Origin of the sequence: Cupriavidus sp. YAF13 (assembly GCF_052113425.1) — a bacterium.
GTDB lineage: Bacteria > Pseudomonadota > Gammaproteobacteria > Burkholderiales > Burkholderiaceae > Cupriavidus.
Map to the genome: position 1 here is coordinate 150408 of NZ_JBFRDD010000014.1, position 24024 is coordinate 174431.

Sequence of the window (24024 nt, forward strand, 5' to 3'; positions counted from 1 at the left end):
TCCTGGTGTTCGAGGTTGTCTGGTGCGGCTTTATCCGAGGCATCAGGCTATCACAATGATCGTTTTTTGCGATTGAAATGATCGCATTTTTGTTTGCGCAATGATGGTGCGATATTGCCGGATTGCACCGCTTCCGGGCGTGTTTCCCGGGCTGGCGCGTTCCACCGCAGTGCATGGCCGCAAAAGGCCCATAGCGGGCCGGTAGCGGCTAGCGCACAAGCGTTTCCCGCCCATGCCGCCATCCGGAAAATCAGCGATGCGATCAATGAGCGATTCGCTGCTTGATCGGTCATTGATCGCATGGATGGGCGTGGCAGATGGCATGTCCCATGCTCAAGGTCTGGTGTCGGCCCAGCGCCGATCGATCGACAGATCCACCAACCCTATGGAGTGCAACATGCCCGCAGTGAACAAACCGGCCCACAAGAAAGGCGATTTCCTGGTCGACTACGAAGAGAAGGTATTCGAGGACGTCAAGGCGGAACCGGGCGAGAAGGCGCTGGTTACCTTCCACACCGTGGCCTTCGAAGGCTCGATCGGCTTCGTCAACCTGCTGCAGGCCACGCGCCTGCAACGCAAGGGCTTCGAGACCTCCATCCTGCTGTACGGCCCGGGCGTGACGCTTGGCCTGCAGCGCGGCTTTCCCACGCTGGGCGACGAGGCCTTCGCCGGCCATCTCAACTTCAACAAGCAGATCACCAAGTTCATGGAAGAGGGCGGCAAGGTCTACGCCTGCCGCTTTGCGCTGCAAGCGCTGTATGGCCATGGCGAAGCGTCGCTGATCGAAGGCATCCGCCCGATCAGCCCGCTCGATGTGCTGGACCTGAAGCTGATCCACCGCAAAGAGAACGCGCTGATCCTGGATACCTGGACGGTTTAACGGTTCAACGCACTAACGCTGAAAAGAAAGGGCGGGCATCACCATGTCACAGAAACGCATTGTGCGCGCGGCCGCGGTCCAGATCTCTCCGGACCTCGAGCACGGCGAAGGCACCCTCGGCAAAGTCTGCGAGGCCATCGACCGCGCCGCACGGGAGGGCGTGCAGCTGATCGTCTTTCCGGAAACCTTCCTGCCGTACTACCCGTACTTCTCCTTCGTACGGCCGCCCGTGCAATCCGGCAGCGACCATATGCGGCTGTACGAGCAGGCGGTGGTGGTGCCCGGCCCCGTCACCCATGCCGTGTCCGAGCGCGCGCGCCGGCACGCCATGGTGGTGGTGCTCGGCGTCAACGAGCGCGACCACGGCAGTCTTTACAACACGCAGCTCATCTTCGATACCGACGGCCGCCTGGTGCTCAAGCGCCGCAAGATCACGCCGACGTTTCATGAACGGATGATCTGGGGCCAGGGCGACGCAGCGGGCCTGAAGGTGGCCGAAACCGCCATCGGCCGCGTGGGCGCGCTGGCTTGCTGGGAGCACTACAACCCGCTGGCCCGCTACGCGCTGATGACCCAGCACGAGGAAATCCACTGCAGCCAGTTTCCCGGCTCGCTGGTGGGCCCTATCTTTGCCGATCAGATCGAAGTCACCATCCGCCATCACGCGCTGGAGTCCGGCTGCTTCGTGGTGAACGCCACCGGCTGGCTGACCGACGAGCAGATCGCCTCGGTGACCACCGAGCCCGCCTTGCAAAAGGCGCTGCGCGGCGGCTGCAACACCGCCATCGTGTCGCCGGAGGGCCAGCACCTGGCGCCGCCGCTGCGCGAGGGCGAGGGCATGGTGATCGCCGACCTGGATATGTCGCTGATCACCAAGCGCAAGCGAATGATGGATTCGGTGGGGCACTACGCCCGGCCTGAATTGCTCAGCCTTGCCATCAACGACCGGCCGGCGGCGACCGCATCGCCCATGGCCAGCGCATTTTCCAACTACCACGGGAGCACCCACCATGAACTCCAGCGAGATGACGCCGGCCTCGAGCCGGTTGTCGGTAACTGAGCTTAGGGCCGAGCTGCAATCGGTCGGGCTGCGCCTGCTGGACCCGGCGGCGGGCGCCGCCAGCCGGCGCGGCGGCGCGGGCCCGTCCGACCACAAGGCGGTGACCGTCGATGGCGTGACCATCATGGTGCCGGTGCATACCAATACCGCCTGGCATTCGCCGTACGTGGCATCGCCGCCGGATGGCAAGGGCAGCAGCGCGCTGCTGCGCGGCACCATCCCGATTGCGAACATCAGCTTTCCGAAAGCGCCGCGTTTCTATGCGCTGCAGACGATGGAGGGCGTGCCGTACTCGCACATCGCCACGCTGCACAGTGCGGACGTGCTGGCCACCACGGTGCTGCAAACCTGCATCCGCTACGAGAGCCGGCGCAAGACCTGCAAGTTCTGCGCGATCGGGCAATCGCTGGCGGCGGGGCGCACCATTGCGCGCAAGACGCCGGAGCAACTGGCTGAAGTGGCGCGCGCCGCCGTGCTGCTGGACGGTGTCAAGCATATGGTGCTGACCACCGGCACGCCGCCCACGCCGGACCGCGGCGCCGCCATGCTTTGCGAGAGCGCCTTTGCCATCAAGGCCGCGGTGGACTTGCCCATCCAGGCGCAATGCGAGCCGCCCGACGACGACCGCTGGTTCGAGCGCATGAGAGCCGCCGGCATCGATACGCTGGGCATGCACCTGGAAGTGATCACGCCCGCCCTGCGCGAGCGGATCATGCCGGGCAAGGCGGCCGTGCCGATCAGCCGCTATATGGATGCCTTCAAGGCCGCGGTTGCCGTGTTCGGCCGGGGGCAGGTGAGCACCTATATCCTCGCCGGCCTCGGCGATAGCGTCGAGACCATCCTGTCGATCTCGAAGGAACTGGTCGAGCTTGGCGTCTACCCCTTCGTGGTGCCTTTCGTGCCCATCACCGGCACGCCGCTGGAGGACCATCCCGCGCCGCCGCCTGAATTCATGAAGGCCATCCTCAAGCCGCTCGGCGCGATGACTAGCGCGGCGGGCATGCGCTCGGCGGATATCAAGGCGGGCTGCGGCAAGTGCGGCGCGTGCTCCTCGCTGTCGTCGTATGAAGAGGTGGCGGCATGAACGACGATCTCTGTGTGGAAGTGCCCGCGGCCACGGCGTTCCGCATCCGCTGGGCCGGGGCGCAGTGGGAGGCGGACGAGGCCATGGCGCTGCGCCGGGCCGTGTTCTGCCATGAGCAGGGCATCTTTGCTGGCGACGACCGCGACGCGATCGACGACACCGCGCAGTTGCTGGTGGCGGTGAAGTGCGAGGCGGATGCGCCCGAGAGGGTGGTCGGCACCGTGCGCATCCACGAAACCGAGCCCGGCGTGTGGTTTGGCTCCCGGCTGGCGGTGCATGCCACGTACCGCAGCCACGGCAAGATCGGCGCGACGCTGATCAAGCTGGCGGTGAGCAGCGCGAACGGGCTGGGCTGCACGCGATTCCTCGCGCATGTGCAGAGCCAGAATGTGCCGCTGTTCCGCCGCTTGCATTGGGACGTGCTGGCCGAGGAAACGCTGCTTGGCCGCCCGCACCACCTGATGCAGGCGGACCTGGGCCATTACCCGGCGTGCCTGACGCCGCGCGTTGGCTTGTCGACACTGGGCAGGAGCGGCACATGAACGTCGCGCAGATTGTGCAAAGCCTGCGCGCCAGCCGCGGCTTTGGCCACAAGACCGATATCGCCGGCGTGCTGTCGTCGCTGGGCAATGCGCTGCCGGGCGGCATGCGCGATCTCGGCCAGGCGGTGGCGGTGGGCGACGATTGCGCTGCCATCGCGGATCATGACGGCTACCTGCTGTTTGCCATCGAAGGCATGGTCCGGGATTTCATCGATGCCAGGCCGTGGTTCGCGGGCTATAGCGCGGTGATGGTCAACGTCAGCGATATCTATGCCATGGGCGGCCGCCCGCTGGCGGTGGTGGACGCCATCTGGAGCAACGGCGTGGCCGACGCCGCCGAAGTGCTCAAGGGCATGGCGGCAGCCTCGGCGGCGTATGGCGTGCCGATCGTTGGCGGACACAGCAATGCCCGCAGCGATCATGCCCAGCTTGCGGTGGCCATCGTCGGGCGGGCGCGGCGCCTGCTATCGAGCTTCGCGGCGCGCCCGGGTGACCGGCTGCTGATGGCGGTCGATTTGCGTGGCGCCTTTGCCGAGCCGTACCCGTACTGGAACGCCTCAACCGAAGCGCCGCCCGCGCGGCTGCGGGCCGATCTCGAACTGCTGCCCGCGCTGGCCGAGGACGGCCTGTGCGCCGCCGCCAAGGACATCAGCATGGCCGGCACGCTGGGCACGGCGCTGATGCTGCTGGAATGCTCCGGCGTGGGCGCGCGGATCGACCTGGACCGCATCCCGGCGCCCGCGGGGGTGCCGATGGCGCGCTGGCTCACGGCATTTCCGAGCTACGGCTTCCTGCTGGCCGTGCGCGAGCAGGACGCGGAGCGTGTGAGCGAGCGATTCAGGGCACGGGACATTGCCTGCGCGGAGATCGGCGTCATCGACGACTCGCGTCGGGTCACGATTGGCGCGGGCAGCGAGCGCGCACTGCTGTGGGATTTCGCGCACGACGCCTTCATCGTCCCGCAGGCGGAGCGTGCCGCGCGGGACACCACCCCCATCGATGCCTGAGGCGCTTTCATGCCAGTCACTCATTTCCGCATACGTTGGCCCGACCTGAGCGAGGCCACCTGTTACTCCCCGTCTTCGGTGGTCACCGAGTTCTTTGTCCCGGGGCAGGACTACACGCTGGCCGAGTTCCTGGCGATCGCCAGGCAGGCGCTTGGCAGCGCCTCGGAGCGCGTCAGGGCGAAGTATGGCTATGCCTGCTCCTCTGCCATGGACCAGCTTGAACAAATCGAGACAACCGCCGCGCGTTTTTGCGCGCAGCCGGATGCCATGGTGCGCGTGCTTGGTTTCGGCCGTTAGCGCGCATCCGAAAGCCTTACCGCATCTCACAGCAATCAACGAAGGACGCATCATGTCTAACACCCGCAGCGAAACTCTTGCCGCCTCCCCCAGGCACTACAGCGTCATCATCGTCGGTGGCGGCCAGGCCGGCTTGTCCATGAGCTACTACCTCAAGCAGGCCGGCATCGATCATCTCGTTATCGAGAAGCACACCGTCACCCACACCTGGCGCAGCCAGCGCTGGGATGCCTTCTGCCTGGTCACGCCAAACTGGCAGTGCGCCTTGCCCGGCTATCCCTACCAGGGCGACGACCCGCACGGTTTCATGAAGAAGGACGAGATCACGGCCTACCTCGACGGTTTCATCAACCTGGTGAAGGCACCGGTGCTGGAGCATACCGAGGTCCGCCGCGTGAAGCCGCAGGAGCAGGGCGGCTATCTTGTCTGCACCTCGCAGGGCGACTTCACCGCCGGGCAGGTGGTGGTGGCCTCCGGCGGCTATCACACGCCGATCGTGCCGCRCATGGCCGAGCGCCTGCCCGCCGGCATCCGGCAGATCCAGTCCTCCGAGTACCGCAGCCCGCAAGCCTTGCCGGAAGGGGGGGTGCTGGTGGTGGGTTCCGGCCAGTCCGGCGCGCAGATTGCCGAAGACCTGCACCTGGCGGGCCGCAAGGTGTTCCTGGCTGTGGGGCAGGCGCCGCGCTGCGCGCGCTTCTACCGTGGCCGTGACGTGGTGGACTGGCTGGCCGACATGCAGTACTACGACATGCCGGTGCAGGCGCATCCGTTGCGCGAGGGCGTGCGCGACAACACCAATCACTATGTGACCGGCCGCGACGGCGGGCGCGACATCGACCTGCGCAAGTTCGCCACCGAAGGCATGGAACTGTTCGGCGCGCTGGAAGATTTCCATGACGGCAAGCTGCGCTTCACGCCGAACCTGAAAGCCAACCTCGACGATGCGGACGACACCTACAACCGCATCAACGCCAGCATCGACAAGTTCATCGACAAGCACGGCATCGCCGCGCCGCCCGCCAGCACGTATGCGCCGGTATGGTCGCCGGGCGCGGAGCGTTGGGCGCTGGACCTGGCCCAGGCGGGCATCGGCGCCATTGTCTGGTGCATCGGCTTTCGCCCGGATTTCAGCTGGCTGGAGGCGCCGGTCTTCAACGGGCGCGGCTATCCCGGCCACGTGCGCGGCGTGACGGCGCAGGACGGCCTGTACTTCCTCGGGCTGCCGTGGCTGCATACCTGGGGCTCCGGGCGTTTCTCGGGCATTGCGCGCGACGCCGAATATCTCGCGGCCATCGTCAGCGAAAAGCTCGGCGCGCGAGCCCTGGCAGCCTGACATGTTCCGCGCGAGCACAAGCTATGTTGCCGGCATGCCGAACCTGTCCTATACCGGCCTGTCGGAGAACTGGCTGCTCAAAGCTTGCGGCGACTTGCACTGGCGGGGGCTGGCGGCGCTGTCCGGGCAGGCGTTGCCGGAGTTCCGGGACGCGCAGGGCAACAAGGCCTATGCCGCGTTTACCGCGATCCGGCTGCGGGAGGCATCGCTGGAAGCGCTTGGCGAGAACGATGGCTTCTCGGTGAACACGCAGTTGATGCGGGTGGCCGGCGCGCGCCACTTCAGCACGCACGCGCTGAGGCGCGATGGCGATGGTGACGGTGACGGGCCAAGCGCCAGGCGGGCCGAGGTATCGATGGTATCCACCTTTATCCGCCGTGAGCGCGAGCGCGACAATCGCTCGGTGGTCAGGGCCGCTTTCAACCTGCCGGCGGACGGGCCGCCACCCGCTGCGGCGGCGGAGCTGGGCGCGCTGGCCAAGCGCTTGCGGGCGGGCGACTGGCCCGCCCACCTTGGCCTGGAGCAGGCGCGGCACCTCGGCAGCCACATGGCCGAGTACCTGCCTTGCCCCTATGCCGACTTCAATGGCGCGGACCTGCTCTACTTCGCCAACTTCCAGGCCATCGTAGATCGTGCCGAATGGCAATGGCAGCGTTTCGACGAGCCACCGGTGATTGCCGGGCGCGACCTGTTCTTCCACGGCAACGTCAATCTTGGCGAAGCGCTGGAGCTGTCGTTTTCCGCGGTGGAGTCCGGGCAGGGCGGGCTGGCCCATTGGTGCGAGGTGCGGCGCGGCAGCGACGGCGAGAAGATCGCCGATGTGGTGACACGCAAGCGTTGGAGAGTGCGATGAGCGCAGGTGAGGATAGCGGACTGGCGCTCAAGCCCGTCTACACGGCCGCCGACCTGGACGGGCTGCGGCATCTTGGCAGCCTGCCTGGCGAGGCGCCGTTCGTGCGCGGGCCGCATCGCTCCATGTACGCGGGCAAGCCGTGGACCATCCGGCAGTACGCGGGCTTTGCCGACGCCACCGCCTCCAACCTGGCATTCCGGCAGGCGCTGGCGCGAGGGGCGCAGGGTTTGTCGGTCGCGTTCGATCTGCCGACCCATCGTGGCTACGACTCCGATCATCCGCTGGCGCAGGCGGATGTCGGCATGGCCGGCGTGGCGATCGATTCCGTCGAGGACATGAAGCGCCTGTTCGATGGCATCGCGCTGGACCGCGTCTCCGTCTCCATGACCATGAGCGGCGCCGTATTGCCGGTACTGGCCGCGTTCCTGGTCACCGCCGAGGAAGCCGGCGTTCCGCTCGATCAGCTCAGCGGCACGATCCAGAACGACATCCTCAAGGAGTACATGGTCCGCAACACGTGGATCTTCGCACCCGGGCCGTCGATGCGGATCTGCGCGGATGTGGTGGCTTACCTGTCGCGGCACGTGCCCCGGTTCAACGGCATGTCGATCTCCGGCTACCACTTCCAGGAAGCCGGGGCGGACCCGGTGCTGGAACTGGCGCTGACGCTGGCCAACGGGCAGGAATATGTCAGGCAGATGGCCGGGCGCGGGCTGGATGTGGATGATTTTTGCGCTCGCCTGAGCTTCTTCTTTGGCGTGGGCAAGGATTTCTTCGTCGAGATCGCCAAGCTGCGCGCCGCGCGGCTGCTGTGGTGCGAGATCGTCCGCGAGCTGGGTGCCACCACGCATCGGGCAACCATGCTGCGCACGCACTGCCAGACCTCGGGATGGTCGCTGGCGGCCACGCAGCCGGACAACAACATCGTGCGGACCACGGTGGAAGCCATGGCCGCGGTGTTTGGCGGCACGCAGTCGCTGCACACCAACGCCTATGACGAGGCGCTGGCCTTGCCCAGCGCCGGTTCAGCCCGGCTCGCGCGGGATACCCAACTGATCCTGCAGCACGAGATGGGCGTGTGCGACGTGGCCGACCCGTGGGCGGGCTCCTACATGATGGAATCGCTAACGGCGGAAATGGCGGAAAAGGTGCGCGCGGTGATGGCGGAGATTGCCGCTGCCGGCGGCGTGCTGGCGGCAATCGGCTCGGGCTGGGTCCATGAGCGGATTCATCGCGCCGCCGTGGCCACGCAAGCCGATATCGACGAAGGCCGGCGCGTGATCGTCGGCGTCAACCGCTACCAGGAGGGAGCCGACGAGGTGCCGGCCTGCCTGGAGATCGATGGGCGGCAGGTCCGGGCGCAGCAGGGCGAGCGGCTGGCCTGCCTGAAGGTGAGCCGCGATGGCGCGGCCGTGGCACAGGCGTTGCGCGCACTGGCGCACGCCGCGCGCAGCGGCGAGCAAAACCTGCTGCCGCTGACCATGAACGCCATCCGCTGCCGCGCGACCCTCGGCGAGTGCACGCAGGCGCTGGAGCGGGTGTGGCCGCGCCATGCGATGGCGCCTCGCTACGCCCGGCAAGCCTACGGCGTGGCCTTGCACGGCAGCCCGGCCTGGGACGCGGCCCGCGCGCAGGTCCAGGCGCTGGCCGCGCGCCTGGGCAGGCCGCCGCGCATCCTCATCGCCAAGCTGGGACAGGACGGGCATGACCGCGGCGCCAAGGCCGTGGCCGCGGCGCTCTCCGATGCCGGGTTCGCGGTCACGCTGGGGCCGCTGTTCCAGTCACCGCAGGACGCCGTGGCAATGGCCCTGCACGGGCAGGTCGACGCGGTGGGCGCATCGTCCCTGGCGGGTGCGCACCTGGCGCTGCTGCCTCGCCTGATCGATGGCCTGCGCGCTGGCCGGCGCACTGGCCGGCCAGGCGCGTTGGTCTTTGCGGGCGGCGTGATTCCCGCCAGCCACGCCCGGCGGCTGCGCGCCCAGGGCGTGAGCGCGATCTTCGGGCCGGGTGCCACCATGGCGGCCATCGTCATGGAGATCGCGGGCGCGTTGCTGGGGCATGCGGGCACGGCGCGYTTGCCCGATGCCCAGCCGGAAAGTGCCGGCTAGCGGGCGCGCTGCGCTCGGGCCGGGGCCGCCGTACCCACTTTGCCCGCCGGCCCGCCTTGCCCGCTGCACCACCCGCGAACCCCTCTCATTTCGTCGGGATTCATTGCCCATGGCTGGCGCCTGGGCTATCGTTCGTCTTGGCGCGAAGCGGCTGCGGGAACGCATGCGGCTGGGCTGCCCCCCCAAAAGGAAAACGGAGAGACCGTATCGTCCTCCCGCTGTACTGCCAACTACAGCGCACAACAGCGTACTACAGCGCACAACTGAAAAGATCAGCGCATGTCACGCCCTGGCCGCCACTGGCGAGGGCGGTTCATGGACAAGATGGCGCTGCCGTTTATTCCGGCTCGGTGATGGGTGCCTCCAGGTTGCCCCGTACCGGGCGATCCTTGACGCAGTTTGTTTGGAGAGTGTCTTCCATGCCCGCAGCATTCCGTTCCGAAACCGATTCGATGGGCGCCATCGATGTGCCCGCAGATCGCTACTGGGGCGCGCAGACGCAGCGTTCCACCATTAATTTCCCGATCGGGGTGAGCCGCTTCCGCTGGCAGCGGCCGGTGATCCGCGCACTCGGCATCCTCAAGCGCGCGGCGGCCGAGGCCAATGCGGAGCTTGGCGAATTGCCGCCCGACATCGGCCGGCTGATCGTGCAGGCGGCCGACGAGGTCATCTCCGGCAAGCTGGATGAGCACTTCCCGCTGGTGGTGTTCCAGACCGGGTCCGGCACGCAATCGAACATGAACGCCAACGAGGTGATCTCCAACCGGGCCATCGAGATTGCCGGCGGGGAGCTCGGCAGCAAGAAGCCGGTGCATTCGAACGATCACGTGAACCGCGGCCAAAGCTCCAACGACACGTTCCCCACCGCCATGCACATCGCCGTGGTCGAGCAGATCCACACCAAGCTGCTGCCGGCCGTAGGCGCCTTGCGCGATACCCTGGCCGCCAAGGCGCAGGCGTACCAGGACATCGTCAAGACGGGCCGCACCCACCTGCAGGATGCCACGCCCATCACCCTTGGCCAGGAAATCAGCGCCTGGGTGGCGCAGATCGATTTCGGGCTGCATGGCGTCAAGCTGGCTGAGCCGGGCTTGCTGGAACTGGCCATCGGCGGCACGGCGGTGGGCACCGGGCTGAACGCGCATCCGCAGTTTGGCGCGCGCGCGGCGGCCTATATCGCCTCGCTGACCGGCCATCCGTTTGTCGATGCGCCCAACAAGTTCTTCGCGCTCTCCGCGCACGACGCGCTGGTGCAAACCTCCGCAGCGCTGCGCACGCTGTCCGGCGGCCTGATGAAGATGGCCAACGACGTGCGCTGGCTGGCCTCGGGCCCGCGCTGCGGCATCGGCGAGCTCAACATCCCCGAGAACGAGCCGGGCTCGTCAATCATGCCCGGCAAGGTCAACCCGACCCAGTGCGAGGCCATGACCATGGTGTGCGCGCAGGTGTTCGGCAACGATGCCACGGTGGCCTTCGCCGGCAGCCAGGGCAATTTCCAGCTCAACGTGTATAAGCCGGTGATGGTCCACAACGTGCTGGAAAGCATCGAGCTGATCGCCGACGCCTGCCTGGCCTTCAACGACCATTGCGCGCTCGGCATCGAGCCGAACCTGCCGAAGATCGCGGAGAACCTCGACAAGAACCTGATGCTGGTGACGGCGCTGAACCGCCATATCGGCTACGACAAGGCGGCCGCCATTGCCAAGAAGGCGCACAAGGAAGGGCTGACGCTGAAGGCCGCCGCGCTGGCGCTGGGCTATCTCACCGAGGACGAATATGCGCGCTGGATCGTGCCCATCGAGATGACGCATCCGAACAAGGATTGAGCCGCAATACCTGACGTCTAGCTCCCGGCGCGCACCGCGGCGCGCCGGGGCTGGAACACCACCGGCAGCAGGGAAACGGCAATGATGGCCACGGTCAGCCAGCTCATATGCCCGCGCACCCATTCGATCCCGCCCAGCCAGAATCCGGCCAGCAGCAAGCCGGAGCACCACAGTGCCGCGGGCACATATCCCGTTTATCCCGTTTATCCCGTTTATCCCGCATGCGTGCCACCATCGRCACCTTACTGCTTGCCGCTGACCTGGTCGATCGTCCTGATCAGGTTCGCCAGCGATGTCTTGCAATCCGCCGCATTCGGCGTGCCGGCCCTGAGCGCCTCCAACGCACGGTCGATCGCTTTGTCGAGCACGTGCCAGTCGGCCGCCGCGCGCGGCTTCAGGCCCGCTTCGGCGGCGTCCCAGGAAACTTCCAGGTCCTTGATGCGCTTCTTCGCGCCGGCAAGGTCGCCCTTGTCGACGATCGATGCCGTATCCGCCGCGATCGCGCGGAACGGGCTCAAGTCCCCCAGCTTTGACGCGGTTGCGGCTTCGGCCGCAGGGATCAGGCTCGTGGAAGAGAAGACGGCATAGCCCGGCAGCCATGCCGCGAGCGCCAGCAATCCAATGGAGAAGGGGCGGGTGATAAGGAGTCTGCGCATGGTGGTCTCCTGCTGCATGGAAGGGTTGGATGCGGTGAAGAGGGCAACGGCGCTGCCATCGGTGTCACTCATGGCGCCGTTGCCGTTCCCAAAACCTGGTTTGCGTTGCGCTGGGCAACCGCGACCAGTGCGACGATGACGGCCAGGAAGATTGCGCTGGTCAGCGCCGCGCCAAAGCCAAGGCCGCCATAGGTCTGCGCCTGGGACAACAGGTCGCCCAGCGAGGCGCCGAGCGGGCGCGTCAGGATATAGGCGATCCAGAAGGTCAGAACGGCGTTGACGCCGAAGTAGAACGCCGCCACGGCGAGGGCAATGAGGGCGCCGAACACAAGGGTGCCTAGCTGGAATCCCAGGCCCAGGGCTTCGGTGGCCAGGTCGCCCGCGGCGGTGCCGAGGGCAAAGGTGCAAAGAATCGCGGCCCAGTAGAAGAGCTCGCGGCGGCGCGAGCAGATCGTGCGGATGGAGAGCGTGCCTTCGCGTCGGTACCAGAACGCGAAAATTCCCGCCAGCATGACGGCGAAGACGGCCGTGCTCAGATACAGGCTCACGCCCAGGCCATCGGTGAGCGCATCGGTGATCTGCGTGCCGACGACACTGACCAGCACCACGGTCAGCCAGTACATCCAGGGAACATAGCGATGCACCCGGACCTGCGCGAACAGTGCGATGGCCAGCAAGGCGCCCATGGCGCAGCCGGTGACGGCCTGGCCCAGCCCCGCGTTGACCGCGAGAAAATCGGCGCCGGTTTCGCCGACCGTGGTCGACAGGATCTTGATGATCCAGAAGCCCACGGTGACTTCGGGCACTTTGTTGAGCCAGGCTGGCATCGGCTGGGGGGACAGCGTGTTCATGGCGTGCTCCAGGTGTGCTATGCGCTGGGGGGCGGTTTGGCCCTGTTGGTTGTTGGGGGGGCTGGCGTGGGATAGGTCGCTCTACGCAGTCCGTGGCGCAAGGTTATGTCACCGTGGCTTAAGGTTGCATTAAGACCGTGTGGGAAGCCGGCTTGCGGCAGTGGCCTTGGCCGGTAGCCAGGGCAATTTCCAGCTCAATGTGTGCAAGCCGGTGGAGGTCCGCAACCTGCTGGAAAGGCCTAGAGGGTGTTAGGCACTTTGCAATACGGGGACGGCATGAACGAGCATGAGCATGGCGAAGACGATGAAATGCAGGCCAGCCAGGGCTTCTGGCAAACGTTCATAGTCGCGTGCGAGTCTTCAAGTGCCTAACACGCTCTAAGCAAGGACTAAGCGCGCGGCGGGGCGCGCGCATTGGCTCAATGTCCCGTGAAGACCGTCAGCACCCCGGTGTAGCCGTAAAGGCGGTCTCTTGCGATCTCGCCGCCAGCGAAGAATCCCGCCAGCGGCAGGTCGCCCAGCGCATTGCGCACCATCTGCAACTCCGCATGCGGCGCCCCGAAATGGGGCCCACCCCGTCCGGAACAACTGATGTATAGCGCGCCCAGTGCCCGGCCGCTGTGGCCGCTCTCAAGCTCAGACCGGATCTCTGTGGCAACGCGCATCAGGTCCGCCCGCGCGGCGGCGGGGTTGCGCGTGCAGAAGGCCAGGCGCATGCCGTCCTCCACAACATCCGCCAGTGCCAGTACGCCATGCTGCGCGTCTACGCCAAGCACATGGCGCACCAGCGTATCCGTGCCGAACCTGCCAGGCACGCTGAGCGCATCGTCGTCGCCCTTGCTCAGGCCCACCAGCGTGGCGGACAGCACGCTTGCCAAGGTATCTTCCGGCACATTGCGCCCGAGCCCCAGGTCTTGCAGGACGCAGTCGAGGGCTGGCTCGCCATCAAGCTCGAACAGCAGGTTATGCGCGGCGCGGGTGACGGTGCGCATCGGTCCGATCGGCTTGCAGCCCTGCGTCACCCGCGAGATCAGGCCGATTTCGGGGCCGAACAACACACCCGACAGCCCGCCGGAGAAAACGCCATTGGCCATGTGCAAGGTGCGATTGCGCGCCGAAGACAGGCCGCCGAAGAGATAGCCGGTGGCAGTGCGCGTGCTGAGCTCGTGCAGCAGGTCCTGGACATCCGGCGTGCTGCCCTCGGCATGGACCAGCGCGGTATGGGGCGCGAAGCAGGAGGTGGAGGGGGTGGACGCCGAAGGTAGTGGCTGCTGCCCGGAGAACAGCCGGAACGTGCTGGGCGGCAATGCGGCCGCCATCAGCACCATGGCCGGCTCGTCGAAGTACTCGACCCCGCTGGCGCAGACGCCCACGCCAGCCGCACCCACCCAGGCCACGCCCGGCCAGGTTTCCTGCAGCGCGGCGAGGATGGCCTCTGCGGCCGGCGCGTAATAGTCGCTCAGGTAGCACCAGCCGAGCGTAAGCGGGGCCGCTCCGCCCGGCGCTGCCTGACGCGCCGCAAGCTGCGCGTCAAATTGCTGCCGGCACTCCGCCAGGGCTGCCTGCCAGTCGCCATGGGCTGCGTGAGCGTGCACAAAAGTCGTCGTGTCAGACATGGTCGCACCGCCTTCCGGGCAATGAAGTTGTTGGACCGCCGCCGGCAAGGTGTGTTCAGGCCAGCAGGGGGCGGGATTCGCATTGGTCCCTTACCATGCAAGCATCCGGCTTCCCGTTGGGAAGCTCGCCTAGTAAAAACCCTTAGCAAATCGAGCTTGCAAGGGCCGGAAGTCGAGGCCTAGAATATTTCATATTGCGAATACAAATTCGCTATCCGAATAAATTAAAAAGCGCTGCAGGGCGCAGGGGCAGGAAAAACAGGTGCCGTTGGTTGGCACTTCTTTTTAGGCCCATATTTCGAATAAAAATTCGCAATCCGAATTTTAAGGGTTCGGCAGCAATGCCGATGCATATCCACCTAACCAGAGCGAGGGCTTTCCTCCGTCCGTTCATCGAATTAAAATTCGGAATCCGAACTCGATTCCGGGTTCGCATCAAGAACGAAGAACTGACAGTGGAGATTGACATGGCTACCGAGAACTCCGTCCCGACCGCATCGAAGGCGAGCAGCGCGGGCGACGCATCCAAGAACACGGTGCAGTCGCTGGCGAAGGGCTTCCGCATTCTTGAAGCGTTCACGGCGCAGGAACCCGAGCTCACCATGGCGGAAGTCGCGCGCCGCTCCGGGCTGGACAATGCCACGGCCTTTCGTTTCCTCAATACGCTGGTGGATATCGGCTACGTGCAGCGCGTGCCGGACACGCGGCTGTTCCGGCTGTCGCTGAAGGTGCTGGACCTGGGCTTTGACGCCATCGCCCATGCCGACCTGCGCACGCGGGCAAGGCCGATCCTGCGCGCGCTGGTGGGGGAGATCAATGAAGCCGCTTCCATCGGCGTGCTGGATGGCCCGGACGTGCTTTACGCGGAACGGATCCAGGCCGGGCTGACGCGGCTTGGCGTGGATATCCGCATCGGCAGCCGGGTGCCGGCTTATTCCACGGCCGTGGGCTACGCCATCCTGGCGTGGCTGCCGCAGGACATGCAGGCCCGCGTGCTGGACGCCCAGCCCCGCCAGAAGCTGACCGACCACACGCTCACCGAGCTCGACACCATCCTCGAGCGGCTCAAGACCGTGCGGGCCAAGGGCTATGCGTTGTCGGACCAGGAAACGGTGTCCGGCCTCTATGTGGTGGCCGCGCCGGTGCTGGATGTGGACGGCGTGCCGGTTGCCGGCCTGAGCGTGGCGGCGCCGGCCATGAATACCTCGCTTGAAGATTTCGAATCGACCACGGCCCCGGCGGTAGTGCATGCCGCTACCGAGCTGGCCCGTGCGCTGCAACCCTCCGGCGGATTTATTCCGCCCACCTTGATACCCACCCGAACGCGCAAATAGCGCAGGCCACACCAGGAGACGAACGTGCCTGATATCAATTTCCACGGCATCATTCCCGCCATCGCGGTTCCTTTCAACGCGGACTACAGCATCAACGAGCCGGAGCTGCGCCGCTTTGCCAGGTGGCTGGGCGGCCAAGCTGGCGTGACCGCGTTGATGACCAATGGCCATACCGGTGAAGTCTTTTCGCTGACGCCGCGCGAGCGCGCCGAAGTGACCCGCATCACCGCCGACGCCACCCAGGGCATTTGCCCGGTGATCTCGTCGGTGGTCTGCGAAGGCATCAACGACGCCGTGGAACAAGCGGGCTGGGCCAAGGAAGCTGGCGCCGCCGGGCTCGATATCATGCCGCCGCATCACTGGCTGCGCTTTGGCTTCAAGCCGGAGCATTGCCTCGACTACTTCAACGCCATCGGCAAGGCCAGCGGGCTGCCCCTGGTGGTGCATATCTACCCGGCCTGGACCCGTGGCTCCTACTCGTCGGAGTTGCTCGCGGAGCTGGCGAAGCTGCCGTATGTGAAGGCCTTCAAGATGGGCGAGCGCGAAATGAACAAATACGCGCGCGACATCAAGGAGATCCGCGCGGCCGATCCCACCAAGGTGCTGATGACCTGCCACGACGAATACCTGCTGTCGTCGATGGTGCAGGGCATCGATGGTGCGCTGGTCGGCTTTGCCTCGCTGATTCCCGGCCTGATCAACGACCTGCTCAAGGCGGTCAAGGCCGGCGACCTGCGTGAAGCCATGCGCGTGCAGGCCCTGATCAACCCGCTCAAGGATGCGGTGTACGGCGCCGGCGAGCCCACGGGCGAAGCCCATGGCCGCATGAAGGCCGCCATGGCGCTGGCCGGCATCCTGCGCGATGGCACGGTGCGCCCGCCGACCCACGCACCGTCGGCCGCCGAGCTGGCCGCGATCAAGGGCGCGCTGGAACACGCCGGCGTGACGCAGAAGGCGGCTGCCTGAGCCTGAACCGCGTCTGATCCGGGCCTGCACCGGCGCTGTACCGGCGCGCCATCCCGGCCCGCGGCCAGCGTGCCGAGGGCCGGGCCGCCGGCCATGCAATCCAAAGGGGCTTTGATGAGCCAATCCATGCAAGACGACGACACGCCCGCGGCGCGGACCAGGCACGCCGTGGTCACCGGCGCCAGCTCCGGTATCGGCGCGGCCATTGCCCGGCGGCTGCTGTCGGCGGGCTGGGCGGTGACCGGGCTGGACCGCTCGCCGGCACCCGGCGCCGAGGGTTTCAACGGGATCGAAGTCGACCTGACCGATGCTGCAAAGCTTGCTGTCGCCGTGGCCACGTTGGCACGGGTCGACGCCATCGTCCATGCCGCGGGATTCATGCGCACGGCGGTGCTCGGCGAGCTGAACCCCGAGGACGGCGAGGGCATGTGGCGCATCCACGTGCAAGCCGCCTGCGTGCTGGTCAACGCGCTGATGCCGACGCTGCCGGATGGCGCGCGCATCGTGCTGATCGGCAGCCGCACGGCGGCGGGCGCGCCAGGGCGCAGCCAGTACGCCGCGACCAAGGCGGCGGTGGTGGGCATGGCGCGCTCCTGGGCCGCGGAGCTGGCGCCGCGCGGCATCACTGTCAACGTGGTGGCGCCGGGCGCCACCGAGACCCCGATGCTCAACGACCCGGGCCGCAAGGGCACGCCGCCGCGCACGCCGCCCATCGGGCGTTTTATCCGGCCCGATGAAGTGGCCGGGATGGTGAGCTTCCTGCTCGGGCCCGATGCCGGCGCCATCACCGGGCAGCAGATCCTGATTTGCGGCGGCGGGTCGCTGTAGCGCACTCAGCCGAGGTATCGAACCACCTGATTCGCCGATTACCGAAAGACACCGGAACACCGGAACACCGGAACACCGGAACACCGGAACACCGGAACACCGGAACACCGGAACACCGGAACACCGGAACACTAGAACACTGGAGACAAGCCATGTCCGTCCGCATCATTGACATCCGTGAAGTGACGAAGCCGATTTCATCACCCATCCGCAATGCCTATATCGATTTCTCGAAGATGACGAGCAGCCTCGTCGCCGTGGTGACCGACGCTTTTCGCGACGGCAAGCGCGTGATCGGCTACGGCTTCAACTCCAACGGCCGCTACGGCCAGGGCGGCCTGATCCGCGAGCGCTTTGCCCCGCGTATCCTGGCGGCCGATCCAGCATCGCTGCTGGACGACGCCGGCACCAACCTCGACCCCAACCGCGTGTGGGCCGCCACCATGTCCAATGAGAAGCCGGGCGGCCATGGCGAGCGCTCGGTGGCGGTCGGCACCATCGACATGGCGGTGTGGGATGCGGTGGCCAAGATCGCCGGCGTGCCGCTGTTCCAGTTGCTGGCCGAGCGCCACGGCGTCAACGCCAACCCGCGCGTGTTCGTCTACGCCGCCGGCGGCTATTACTATCCAGGCAAGGACCTCGGCGCGTTGCGCGCCGAGATGCGCTCCTACCTGAAGCGCGGCTACAACGTGGTCAAGATGAAGATCGGCGGCGCCAGCCTGGAAGAAGACAGCGCGCGCATCGAGGCCGTGCTGCAGGAAATCGGCCCGGACGCGCAGCTCGCCGTGGACGCCAACGGCCGCTTCGACCTGGACACCGCGATCGCCTACGCCAAGATGCTGCGCGACTATCCGCTGTTCTGGTACGAGGAAGCCGGCGATCCGCTGGACTACCACCTGCAGGCCACGCTGGCTGAGTACTACCCCGGCGCCATGGCCACCGGCGAAAACCTGTTCAGCCACCAGGACGCCCGCAACCTGATCCGCTACGGCGCCATGCGCCCGGACCGCGACTACCTGCAGTTCGACTGCGCGCTGTCCTACGGCCTGGTGGAGTACGAGCGCACGCTGGACGTGCTGAAGACCTTTGGCTGGTCGCCAAGCCGCTGCATCCCGCACGGCGGCCATCAGATGTCGCTCAATATCGCCGCCGGCCTGGGCCTGGGCGGCAACGAGAGCTACCCCGACCTGTTCCAGCCCTACGGCGGCTTCCCCGATGGCGTGACGGTGATCGACGGGCATATCACCATGCCGGCGCTGCCGGGCATCGGGTTTGAGGGCAAGGCGGATCTGTATGCGCAGATGTCGGCGCTGGCGCAGCCTTGAGTACGGACAAGAAATAAGAGCGCCCCACAGGGGCGCACCTGCAGTCGAGACAGGAGACAAACCATGCTGTTCCACCGGATTTTCCGCAGTGCCGCCGGCGCGTTGCTGGCCTGCGCCGCCGCCAGCGCCTTCGCGCAGGGCTACCCCAACAAGGCCGTGCGCGTCATCATTCCGTTCCCGCCCGGCGGCCCCACCGACACCGTCGGCCGCATGCTGGCGCAGAAGCTCTCCGAGCAAACCGGCCAGAGCTTCATCGTCGACAACCGGCCCGGCGGCCAGGGCATCATCGGCGCCGATGCGGTGGCCAAGGGCACGGCGGACGGCTACACGCTGCTGTTCAGCGCCTCCACCTTCACCACCACGCCCATGACCCTGAGATCGTCGCCTTACGATGTGACCAGGGATTTCGTGCCGATCGCGCTGGTCGGCAAGGGGCCGCTGGCGGTCTCGGTCAACAAGAACCTGCCTGTGAAGAACATCAAGGAGCTGATTGCCTACGCGCAGGCGCATCCCGGCAAGATGTCGTTCGCGATTGGCTCGCAGGCGTCCGCGGGGCATTTGTCCACGGAGCTGCTCAAGCGGGCAGGCAAGATCGATTACCTGGTGGTGCCGTACAAGGGCTCCGCGCCCGCTTACCAGGACCTGATCGGCGGCGCCATCGATGGCTTTATCGATCCCGTGCTTGGCGCCTTGTCCTATCACAAGAGCGGCATGGTGCGCGTGGTCGCGGTGACCTCCAAGGACAGGCTGCCTTCCATGCCCGACGTGCCGACCGTTGGCGAGACAGTGCCGGGCTATGAGTTCTACTCGTGGTATGGCCTGTGGGGTCCGGCCAAGCTGCCGGCCGATGTGACCAGGCGGCTCAACGCCGAGGTCAACAAAGCACTGGCGTCCGACCTGCGCGGCAGGCTGGCCGAGCAGGGCTACCTGCTCTCGCCAGGCACGCCGGAAGACTTCGCCCGCTTCGAGAAGGAGGACATGGAGCGCTCCGCCAAGATCGTGGCCGAAGCCAGGATCCGCGCGGAGTAAAGCCCCACGCGCTCGCCTGCCGCGCTGCCCGGGCCTAGGCCGCCAGCGCCAGGTCCGCGATCACTGCCGCCAGGAAGCGCGCGGCCTCGCCGCCTGTGACCACCCGATGATCGAAGGTCAGGCTGAGCGGCAGGATGCGGTGAACGACAGGAATGCCGCCGGCCGCAACCACCGCATCGTGGATACGGCCGGCGCCCAGGATGGCGACGGTTGGCGGCACGACGATCGGCGCCGCGTACTTGCCGGCGATCATGCCGAAGTTGGACAACGTGATGGTGTTGCCGCGCATCTCCTCGGGGGCGATCGTTCGCGCACGCACATCCGCGCGCATGCGGTCCAGGCCGCGCCGCAGGTCTGCCGCGTCGCGCTTGCCGGTATCGCGCAGCACCGGCACGAACAGGCCTTCGGGCAGGTCGACCGCAATCCCCACGTCGATCCGCGCCGGCACATGGCGGCGCCCGGTCTGGCTTTCATACCAAGCGTTGAGGCCGGGCTCGGCGCGGCAGCCGGCAACCAGTGCGCGCACCAGCCGGATGGTGGTGTCGGTGCCGGGCGCCCAGGCATGGATATCGGCGTCGTCGATCACGGTCGCCGCGGCGACCTCGCTTTGGGCGCGCGCCATGTTCAGCGCCATGGCGCGCCGCACGCCGCGCAGGACTTCCGGTGGCCCCAGGTCCGCCAGCGTCGCGGCAACGCGGCGCACATCGGCGGCGCTGATGATGCCGTCCGCGCCCGTTGGGGTGACCATCGCCAGGTCCACGTCGAGCTGGCGCGCCAGGGCGCGCACGGCCGGCACGGCCCGCACCGCGCCACCGCCACGGGACAGGGCGGCGGGCGCTTCCGCGACCACGTGCGTGCCGACTTTGACATCGCCCACCACCGCGCCCGCATCCTCTTGCCCGCCGGCGCCTTCGAAGCCCGCCAGCGGCGCGCCAAGGTGCACGATCTCGCCCGGCTGGGCAAACAGCTTGGCGACCTGTCCGGCGTAGGGCGACGGTATCTCGACGATCGCCTTGGCGGTTTCGACCGAAACCAGCGGCTGGTCGGCCGCCACCGTGTCGCCGGGCTTGACGTGCCATTCGGTGATCTCGGCTTCCTGCAGGCCTTCGCCCAGGTCGGGCAATTTGAAGATCTTCATCAACGCTCCCCGGAAAAACGTCAAGCGGCCATGGCCTTGCGCGCCGCGTCGGCAATCCGCGCCACGCTGGGCAGGTACGTGTACTCGAGCCTGGCCATTGGCACCACGGTGTCGTAGCCGGTGACGCGCTGCACCGGCGCCGCCAGCGAGTACAGCCCCGCATCGGCGAGGTTCGCCGCGATCTCGGCCCCGAAGCCGGCGCTGCGGGGCGCCTCGTGGACGATGACGCAGCGTCCTGTCCTGGTGACCGATTCCAGTATGGTGTCCATGTCGAGCGGCTTGAGCGTGGCGACGTCGATGACGGCGGCGGCGATGCCCTCGTCCAGCAGCAGGTCAGCCGCGGCCTGCGTCTCTTGCAGCATCGCCCCCCAGCTCACCAGCGTGATGTCGTCGCCGTCGCGCAGTGTGAAGCAGGTATCGAGCGGCAGCGCCTCGCCGTTGTCCGGTACTTCCTCGCGGAACAGGCGGTAGAGCCGGGTTGGTTCGAGGAACACCACCGGGTCGGGGTCGCGCATGGCCGCCAGCAGCAGGCCGTAGGCGCGCGCCGGGGTGGACGGTATGACCACCCGGATGCCGGGAATATGGGCAAACATCGCCTCGGGGCTTTCGGAGTGATGCTCCGGCGCATGGATGCCGGCGCCAAAGGGCGAGCGCAGCACCATCGGGCAGCTCAGCCTGCCGCGCGTGCGGTGACGCAGACGGCCGGCATGATTGATGATGTGGTCGATGGCCGGGTAGATAAAACCGGTGAACTGGATTTCCACCACGGGCGCCAGCCCCATTGCCGCCATGCCGATCGCGGCCCCGGCGATACCGGACTCGGCCAGCGGCGTATCGATCACGCGCTCGGCGCCAAAACGGGCTTGCAGCCCCGCCGTGGCGCGGAACACGCCGCCATTCACGCCAATGTCCTCACCGAGCAGCACCACGCGCGGGTCGTGTTCCAGCGCATGGGCCAGCGCCTGGTTGACGGCTTCGACCAGATTGATTTCAGCCATGATCCCTCTCGCTCTCATTAGCCGGGGCGCCCGGGGCAAAGCGACGCGCGGTGGCCACTTGCGCCTCCAGCGCCTTGGGCAGGCTGGCATACAGGTGATCGAACATCGCCGTTGTTTCCGGCAGGGGCGTTGCCAGATAGGCCTCCACTGCGGCCATCACTTGCGCTGCGCAATCCTTGGCAAGCGCGTCTTCGCGTGCCGCATCCCATGCGCCAAGGCGCAGCAGATAGTTGCGCAGCCTGGCCACCGGCTCCAGCAGCCAGTGCTGCTTGACCTGTTTGCTGTCGCGGTAGCGCGAGGCATCGTCCGCCGTGGTGTGGTCGCCAAGCCGGTAGGTGATCGCTTCGATCAGCGTGGCGCCGCCGCCGCTGCGCGCCCGTTCCAGCGCATCGAGCGTGACCTGGCGCACCGCCACGACATCGTTGCCATCCACCTGCAGGCCAGGGATACCGGCCGCGATGGCCTTTTGCGCGAGCGTCTGCGCGGCGGTCTGCTGGCTGCGCGGCATGGAGATCGCCCACTGGTTGTTGTTGACGACCAGCACAAGGGGCGCATGCCAGGCGCCCGCCATATTCATGCCTTCGTAGAAATCGCCTTTCGAAGTGCCGCCATCCCCGAGCAGGCAAACCGCGGCGCGCGGCTCGCGGCGCAGCTTCATCGCGTAGGCGATGCCGGCAGCGTGGCAGACCTGGTTGCCAATGGGCACGCAGTTCGCAAAATCATGCGGCGCCGCCGCGAACGCATTGCCGCGCTCGTCGCCACCCCAATACAGCAGGCTCTCGGTCATGGAGACGCCGCGCTGGAACTGCGCGGCGTGATCGCGGTAGGACGGCACGAGCACGTCTTGCGCGCGCATGGCGCTGGCAACGCCGACGCCGACGGCCTCCTGGCCAAGCGCTGAGGCGAACGTGCCGATCTGGCCGGTGCGCTGCAGCGCAATGGCCTTGAGGTCGAACTGGCGTGTGAGCACCATGGCCCGGTAGAGCGGGAAAAGGGCCTCGGGATCGAGCGCAAATGCAGGCAGCGCTTGGGTCGGCTCACCTTGTGGATCGAGAAACTGCGTGTACCCGATTTCGAATGTCGCGACGGTCGCCATGCTATGCCCTTTATTCTTGTGTTCCAGTCGTTGCACTGGGGGCTGCCTTCTTTTGTGCGCGTCCCGGCTCATGGAGCCGTAATGCGCACGCTGCACCTGCATGTCAATGCTTGGGGCCCTTCATCGCCTCGGCTTCCCTGGCCGCCATCCGCTCCTCGCCGGCCTCGATCGGATCCATGGCCTCGTCCACCGAAGCGGCCGCGCGCTCAGCGTCCGCGTTGGCTTCTTCGGCGGGGGACTCGATGTCATCGTCCTCAACGCTTGGCGGCCTCAGCATGTCCGCGAGCATGGCGGCTAGCTCAGGTGTATCCCATGGCGCACTGCGCTGCTTTTTCCTCTTGATGTAGTGCCTGATTTCCGCATCCTGTTCCGGGGTCAGGGGAAGACCACGAAAGGTGCGTTGAGGGCCATCGGCGTCCATCATGGCGCTCCGGAGGGTTGTCTCGTTTTCAGTGTAGCGCTATTGCAGAGGTTGGGGCGATTGTGAGGACGACGGCAATGTGGGGTACCGCCCGGTCGCCTGCGGCAACATGCACCGTGCCCACCGCGGGCCAAGCGCATAGTTCAACGCATTCCCAATGCTCGCGGCAACGATCCGTGCGGCGTGCCGCCGTGGCTAATAGCATGGATGCCCGTTGAGATARATAGGACGAGTACGAATTTTCTATAAAAGTGATATTTTGTTTAACAATTGTAATAATGCTATTTATGACATAAAAAAATCCGTTTAGAGTCCTGCGTCAGGTTCGATCAAGCTGACAATGGAGCGAAGACCATGACGGATCCGGTTGAACAACGGCACGCCGACGGTGGTGCACACCAGGCGTACTTCCTCGAGGTGCCCGGCGCGGCCAGCGCCGCCGAGCTGTCGGTGGTGTCGTTCGAAGCGGTGGAGCGCCTGGGCGACACGTACACCGTGACGATCCAGCTGGCGCACCCGTTGCCGCTCGATCGGGCCGACTATCTCGGCAAGGACGCCACGTTCCTGATCGATCCTGGCGACGGCACGGCGCCGCGCAAGTTCGGCGGCTGTATCACGGGTTTCTCCGAGACCAGGCAGACCCATGATTTCTGCGCCTACCAGATCGTGGTCGAGCCGCTCGTCGCGCGGCTGCGGCTCACGCGCGCGAGCCGCGTCTATCAGCACCTGACCGCCCCGCAGATCATCGAGGCGATCCTGCGCCGGCATGGCCTGGA

Annotated in this window: 25 protein-coding genes and 1 pseudogene; 16 read left to right on the forward strand and 10 right to left on the reverse strand. The window is 66.6% G+C overall.

The features are described 5' to 3' along the window. Positions 1-42: 42 nt before the first annotated feature. Positions 43-324, reverse strand: a complete 282-nt coding sequence (locus AB4061_RS14215; protein ID WP_441634733.1) for a hypothetical protein — start codon at positions 322-324, stop codon at positions 43-45. Positions 325-397: 73 nt separating this feature from the next. On the opposite strand from AB4061_RS14215, the gene AB4061_RS14220 reads away from it, so the two are divergent. The 10 genes from AB4061_RS14220 (at position 398) to fumC (ending at position 10990) form a co-directional block, all read left to right on the forward strand. Next, positions 398-880 carry an MSMEG_0572/Sll0783 family nitrogen starvation response protein gene (locus AB4061_RS14220; protein ID WP_035811662.1) on the forward strand — a complete coding sequence of 161 codons (483 nt, stop codon included), beginning with the start codon at positions 398-400 and terminating at the stop codon, positions 878-880. Between the two features lie 43 nt (positions 881-923). Beyond that, positions 924-1940 carry a Nit6803 family nitrilase gene (locus AB4061_RS14225; protein ID WP_441634735.1) on the forward strand — a complete coding sequence of 339 codons (1017 nt, stop codon included), beginning with the start codon at positions 924-926 and terminating at the stop codon, positions 1938-1940. Further along, on the forward strand, positions 1891-3024 hold the full coding sequence (locus AB4061_RS14230; RefSeq protein WP_441634737.1) for an MSMEG_0568 family radical SAM protein: 1134 nt from the start codon (positions 1891-1893) through the stop codon (positions 3022-3024). The genes AB4061_RS14225 and AB4061_RS14230 overlap by 50 nt, the downstream gene beginning before the upstream one ends. Further along, the gene (locus AB4061_RS14235; RefSeq protein ID WP_441634739.1) at positions 3021-3566 is read left to right on the forward strand and encodes an MSMEG_0567/Sll0786 family nitrogen starvation N-acetyltransferase; all 546 of its coding nucleotides are present in this window, start codon (positions 3021-3023) and stop codon (positions 3564-3566) included. Before AB4061_RS14230 ends, AB4061_RS14235 begins: the two co-directional genes overlap by 4 nt. After that, positions 3563-4573 (forward strand): sll0787 family AIR synthase-like protein, encoded by a 1011-nt coding sequence (locus tag AB4061_RS14240; protein WP_441634741.1) that lies wholly within the window; start codon positions 3563-3565, stop codon positions 4571-4573. Before AB4061_RS14235 ends, AB4061_RS14240 begins: the two co-directional genes overlap by 4 nt. A gap of 9 nt (positions 4574-4582) precedes the next feature. Beyond that, positions 4583-4870: an MSMEG_0570 family nitrogen starvation response protein gene (locus AB4061_RS14245; protein ID WP_441634743.1), complete on the forward strand. Its 288-nt coding sequence runs from the start codon at positions 4583-4585 to the stop codon at positions 4868-4870. Positions 4871-4922: 52 nt separating this feature from the next. Beyond that, positions 4923-6203 carry an MSMEG_0569 family flavin-dependent oxidoreductase gene (locus AB4061_RS14250; protein ID WP_441634745.1) on the forward strand — a complete coding sequence of 427 codons (1281 nt, stop codon included), beginning with the start codon at positions 4923-4925 and terminating at the stop codon, positions 6201-6203. Position 6204: 1 nt separating this feature from the next. Continuing rightward, on the forward strand, positions 6205-7056 hold the full coding sequence (locus AB4061_RS14255; protein ID WP_441634747.1) for a Pnap_2097 family protein: 852 nt from the start codon (positions 6205-6207) through the stop codon (positions 7054-7056). Then, a complete protein-coding gene (gene scpA / locus AB4061_RS14260; protein ID WP_441634749.1) occupies positions 7053-9164 on the forward strand; it encodes a methylmalonyl-CoA mutase in 2112 nt (703 codons plus the stop codon). Before AB4061_RS14255 ends, scpA begins: the two co-directional genes overlap by 4 nt. Before the next feature lie 419 nt (positions 9165-9583). After that, a complete protein-coding gene (gene fumC / locus AB4061_RS14265; protein WP_441634751.1) occupies positions 9584-10990 on the forward strand; it encodes a class II fumarate hydratase in 1407 nt (468 codons plus the stop codon). Between the two features lie 17 nt (positions 10991-11007). Here the strand turns inward: fumC and AB4061_RS14270 are convergent, their stop codons facing one another. The 5 genes and pseudogenes from AB4061_RS14270 to AB4061_RS14290 all read right to left on the reverse strand — a co-directional run bounded on the left by AB4061_RS14270 (position 11008) and on the right by AB4061_RS14290 (position 14113). Next, positions 11008-11175, reverse strand: a complete 168-nt coding sequence (locus tag AB4061_RS14270; protein WP_441634753.1) for a hypothetical protein — start codon at positions 11173-11175, stop codon at positions 11008-11010. A gap of 57 nt (positions 11176-11232) precedes the next feature. Then, entirely contained in the window at positions 11233-11631 is a 399-nt protein-coding gene (locus AB4061_RS14275; RefSeq protein ID WP_441634793.1) for a hypothetical protein, read from the reverse strand. Positions 11632-11714: 83 nt separating this feature from the next. After that, positions 11715-12497: a COG4705 family protein gene (locus AB4061_RS14280; protein WP_441634755.1), complete on the reverse strand. Its 783-nt coding sequence runs from the start codon at positions 12495-12497 to the stop codon at positions 11715-11717. 249 nt (positions 12498-12746) lie between these two features. Further along, positions 12747-12857: pseudogene (locus AB4061_RS14285) on the reverse strand (IS5/IS1182 family transposase); the annotation flags it as partial. A gap of 59 nt (positions 12858-12916) precedes the next feature. After that, positions 12917-14113 carry an FIST signal transduction protein gene (locus AB4061_RS14290; protein WP_441634757.1) on the reverse strand — a complete coding sequence of 399 codons (1197 nt, stop codon included), beginning with the start codon at positions 14111-14113 and terminating at the stop codon, positions 12917-12919. A 467-nt stretch (positions 14114-14580) separates the two neighbouring features. Between AB4061_RS14290 and AB4061_RS14295 the strand changes: the two genes are divergently transcribed. From AB4061_RS14295 to AB4061_RS14315, 5 genes are all read left to right on the forward strand, one after another. Further along, complete coding sequence (locus AB4061_RS14295) at positions 14581-15447, forward strand: IclR family transcriptional regulator (protein ID WP_441634759.1); 867 nt, start codon at positions 14581-14583, stop codon at positions 15445-15447. Between the two features lie 24 nt (positions 15448-15471). Beyond that, positions 15472-16413 carry a dihydrodipicolinate synthase family protein gene (locus tag AB4061_RS14300; protein ID WP_441634761.1) on the forward strand — a complete coding sequence of 314 codons (942 nt, stop codon included), beginning with the start codon at positions 15472-15474 and terminating at the stop codon, positions 16411-16413. Between the two features lie 126 nt (positions 16414-16539). Then, positions 16540-17241 carry an SDR family NAD(P)-dependent oxidoreductase gene (locus AB4061_RS14305; RefSeq protein WP_441634763.1) on the forward strand — a complete coding sequence of 234 codons (702 nt, stop codon included), beginning with the start codon at positions 16540-16542 and terminating at the stop codon, positions 17239-17241. Positions 17242-17393: 152 nt separating this feature from the next. After that, positions 17394-18566, forward strand: coding sequence for a mandelate racemase/muconate lactonizing enzyme family protein (locus AB4061_RS14310; RefSeq protein WP_441634765.1), 1173 nt, complete (start codon positions 17394-17396; stop codon positions 18564-18566). A 63-nt stretch (positions 18567-18629) separates the two neighbouring features. Then, complete coding sequence (locus AB4061_RS14315) at positions 18630-19595, forward strand: Bug family tripartite tricarboxylate transporter substrate binding protein (RefSeq protein ID WP_441634767.1); 966 nt, start codon at positions 18630-18632, stop codon at positions 19593-19595. Between the two features lie 34 nt (positions 19596-19629). Here the strand turns inward: AB4061_RS14315 and AB4061_RS14320 are convergent, their stop codons facing one another. The 4 genes from AB4061_RS14320 to AB4061_RS14335 form a co-directional block, all read right to left on the reverse strand. Continuing rightward, on the reverse strand, positions 19630-20733 hold the full coding sequence (locus AB4061_RS14320; RefSeq protein ID WP_441634769.1) for a dihydrolipoamide acetyltransferase family protein: 1104 nt from the start codon (positions 20731-20733) through the stop codon (positions 19630-19632). Positions 20734-20753: 20 nt separating this feature from the next. Beyond that, positions 20754-21731, reverse strand: a complete 978-nt coding sequence (locus AB4061_RS14325; protein WP_441634771.1) for an alpha-ketoacid dehydrogenase subunit beta — start codon at positions 21729-21731, stop codon at positions 20754-20756. Further along, complete coding sequence (gene pdhA, locus AB4061_RS14330; RefSeq protein WP_441634773.1) at positions 21724-22827, reverse strand: pyruvate dehydrogenase (acetyl-transferring) E1 component subunit alpha; 1104 nt, start codon at positions 22825-22827, stop codon at positions 21724-21726. Before pdhA ends, AB4061_RS14325 begins: the two co-directional genes overlap by 8 nt. Positions 22828-22930: 103 nt before the next feature. Beyond that, a complete protein-coding gene (locus AB4061_RS14335; protein WP_441634775.1) occupies positions 22931-23251 on the reverse strand; it encodes a hypothetical protein in 321 nt (106 codons plus the stop codon). Between the two features lie 351 nt (positions 23252-23602). Between AB4061_RS14335 and AB4061_RS14340 the strand changes: the two genes are divergently transcribed. After that, a partial coding sequence (locus tag AB4061_RS14340; RefSeq protein ID WP_441634777.1) for a contractile injection system protein, VgrG/Pvc8 family occupies positions 23603-24024 on the forward strand: 422 nt, incomplete at its 3' end.

Excerpts from the sequence above, each read along its gene's own strand:
- AB4061_RS14225 (WP_441634735.1), top strand. The coding sequence starts at position 924 with ATGTCACAGAAACGCATTGTGCGCGCGGCCGCGGTCCAGATCTCTCCG.
- AB4061_RS14240 (WP_441634741.1), top strand. The coding sequence starts at position 3,563 with ATGAACGTCGCGCAGATTGTGCAAAGCCTGCGCGCCAGCCGCGGCTTT.
- AB4061_RS14320 (WP_441634769.1), bottom strand. The coding sequence starts at position 20,733 with ATGAAGATCTTCAAATTGCCCGACCTGGGCGAAGGCCTGCAGGAAGCC.
- AB4061_RS14325 (WP_441634771.1), bottom strand. The coding sequence starts at position 21,731 with ATGGCTGAAATCAATCTGGTCGAAGCCGTCAACCAGGCGCTGGCCCAT.
- AB4061_RS14290 (WP_441634757.1), bottom strand. The coding sequence starts at position 14,113 with ATGTCTGACACGACGACTTTTGTGCACGCTCACGCAGCCCATGGCGAC.
- AB4061_RS14305 (WP_441634763.1), top strand. The coding sequence starts at position 16,540 with ATGCAAGACGACGACACGCCCGCGGCGCGGACCAGGCACGCCGTGGTC.
- AB4061_RS14295 (WP_441634759.1), top strand. The coding sequence starts at position 14,581 with ATGGCTACCGAGAACTCCGTCCCGACCGCATCGAAGGCGAGCAGCGCG.
- pdhA (WP_441634773.1), bottom strand. The coding sequence starts at position 22,827 with ATGGCGACCGTCGCGACATTCGAAATCGGGTACACGCAGTTTCTCGAT.
- AB4061_RS14315 (WP_441634767.1), top strand. The coding sequence starts at position 18,630 with ATGCTGTTCCACCGGATTTTCCGCAGTGCCGCCGGCGCGTTGCTGGCC.
- AB4061_RS14335 (WP_441634775.1), bottom strand. The coding sequence starts at position 23,251 with ATGATGGACGCCGATGGCCCTCAACGCACCTTTCGTGGTCTTCCCCTG.
- AB4061_RS14245 (WP_441634743.1), top strand. The coding sequence starts at position 4,583 with ATGCCAGTCACTCATTTCCGCATACGTTGGCCCGACCTGAGCGAGGCC.
- AB4061_RS14280 (WP_441634755.1), bottom strand. The coding sequence starts at position 12,497 with ATGAACACGCTGTCCCCCCAGCCGATGCCAGCCTGGCTCAACAAAGTG.
- AB4061_RS14220 (WP_035811662.1), top strand. The coding sequence starts at position 398 with ATGCCCGCAGTGAACAAACCGGCCCACAAGAAAGGCGATTTCCTGGTC.
- AB4061_RS14215 (WP_441634733.1), bottom strand. The coding sequence starts at position 324 with ATGCCATCTGCCACGCCCATCCATGCGATCAATGACCGATCAAGCAGC.
- AB4061_RS14310 (WP_441634765.1), top strand. The coding sequence starts at position 17,394 with ATGTCCGTCCGCATCATTGACATCCGTGAAGTGACGAAGCCGATTTCA.
- AB4061_RS14235 (WP_441634739.1), top strand. The coding sequence starts at position 3,021 with ATGAACGACGATCTCTGTGTGGAAGTGCCCGCGGCCACGGCGTTCCGC.
- AB4061_RS14230 (WP_441634737.1), top strand. The coding sequence starts at position 1,891 with ATGAACTCCAGCGAGATGACGCCGGCCTCGAGCCGGTTGTCGGTAACT.
- AB4061_RS14255 (WP_441634747.1), top strand. The coding sequence starts at position 6,205 with ATGTTCCGCGCGAGCACAAGCTATGTTGCCGGCATGCCGAACCTGTCC.
- fumC (WP_441634751.1), top strand. The coding sequence starts at position 9,584 with ATGCCCGCAGCATTCCGTTCCGAAACCGATTCGATGGGCGCCATCGAT.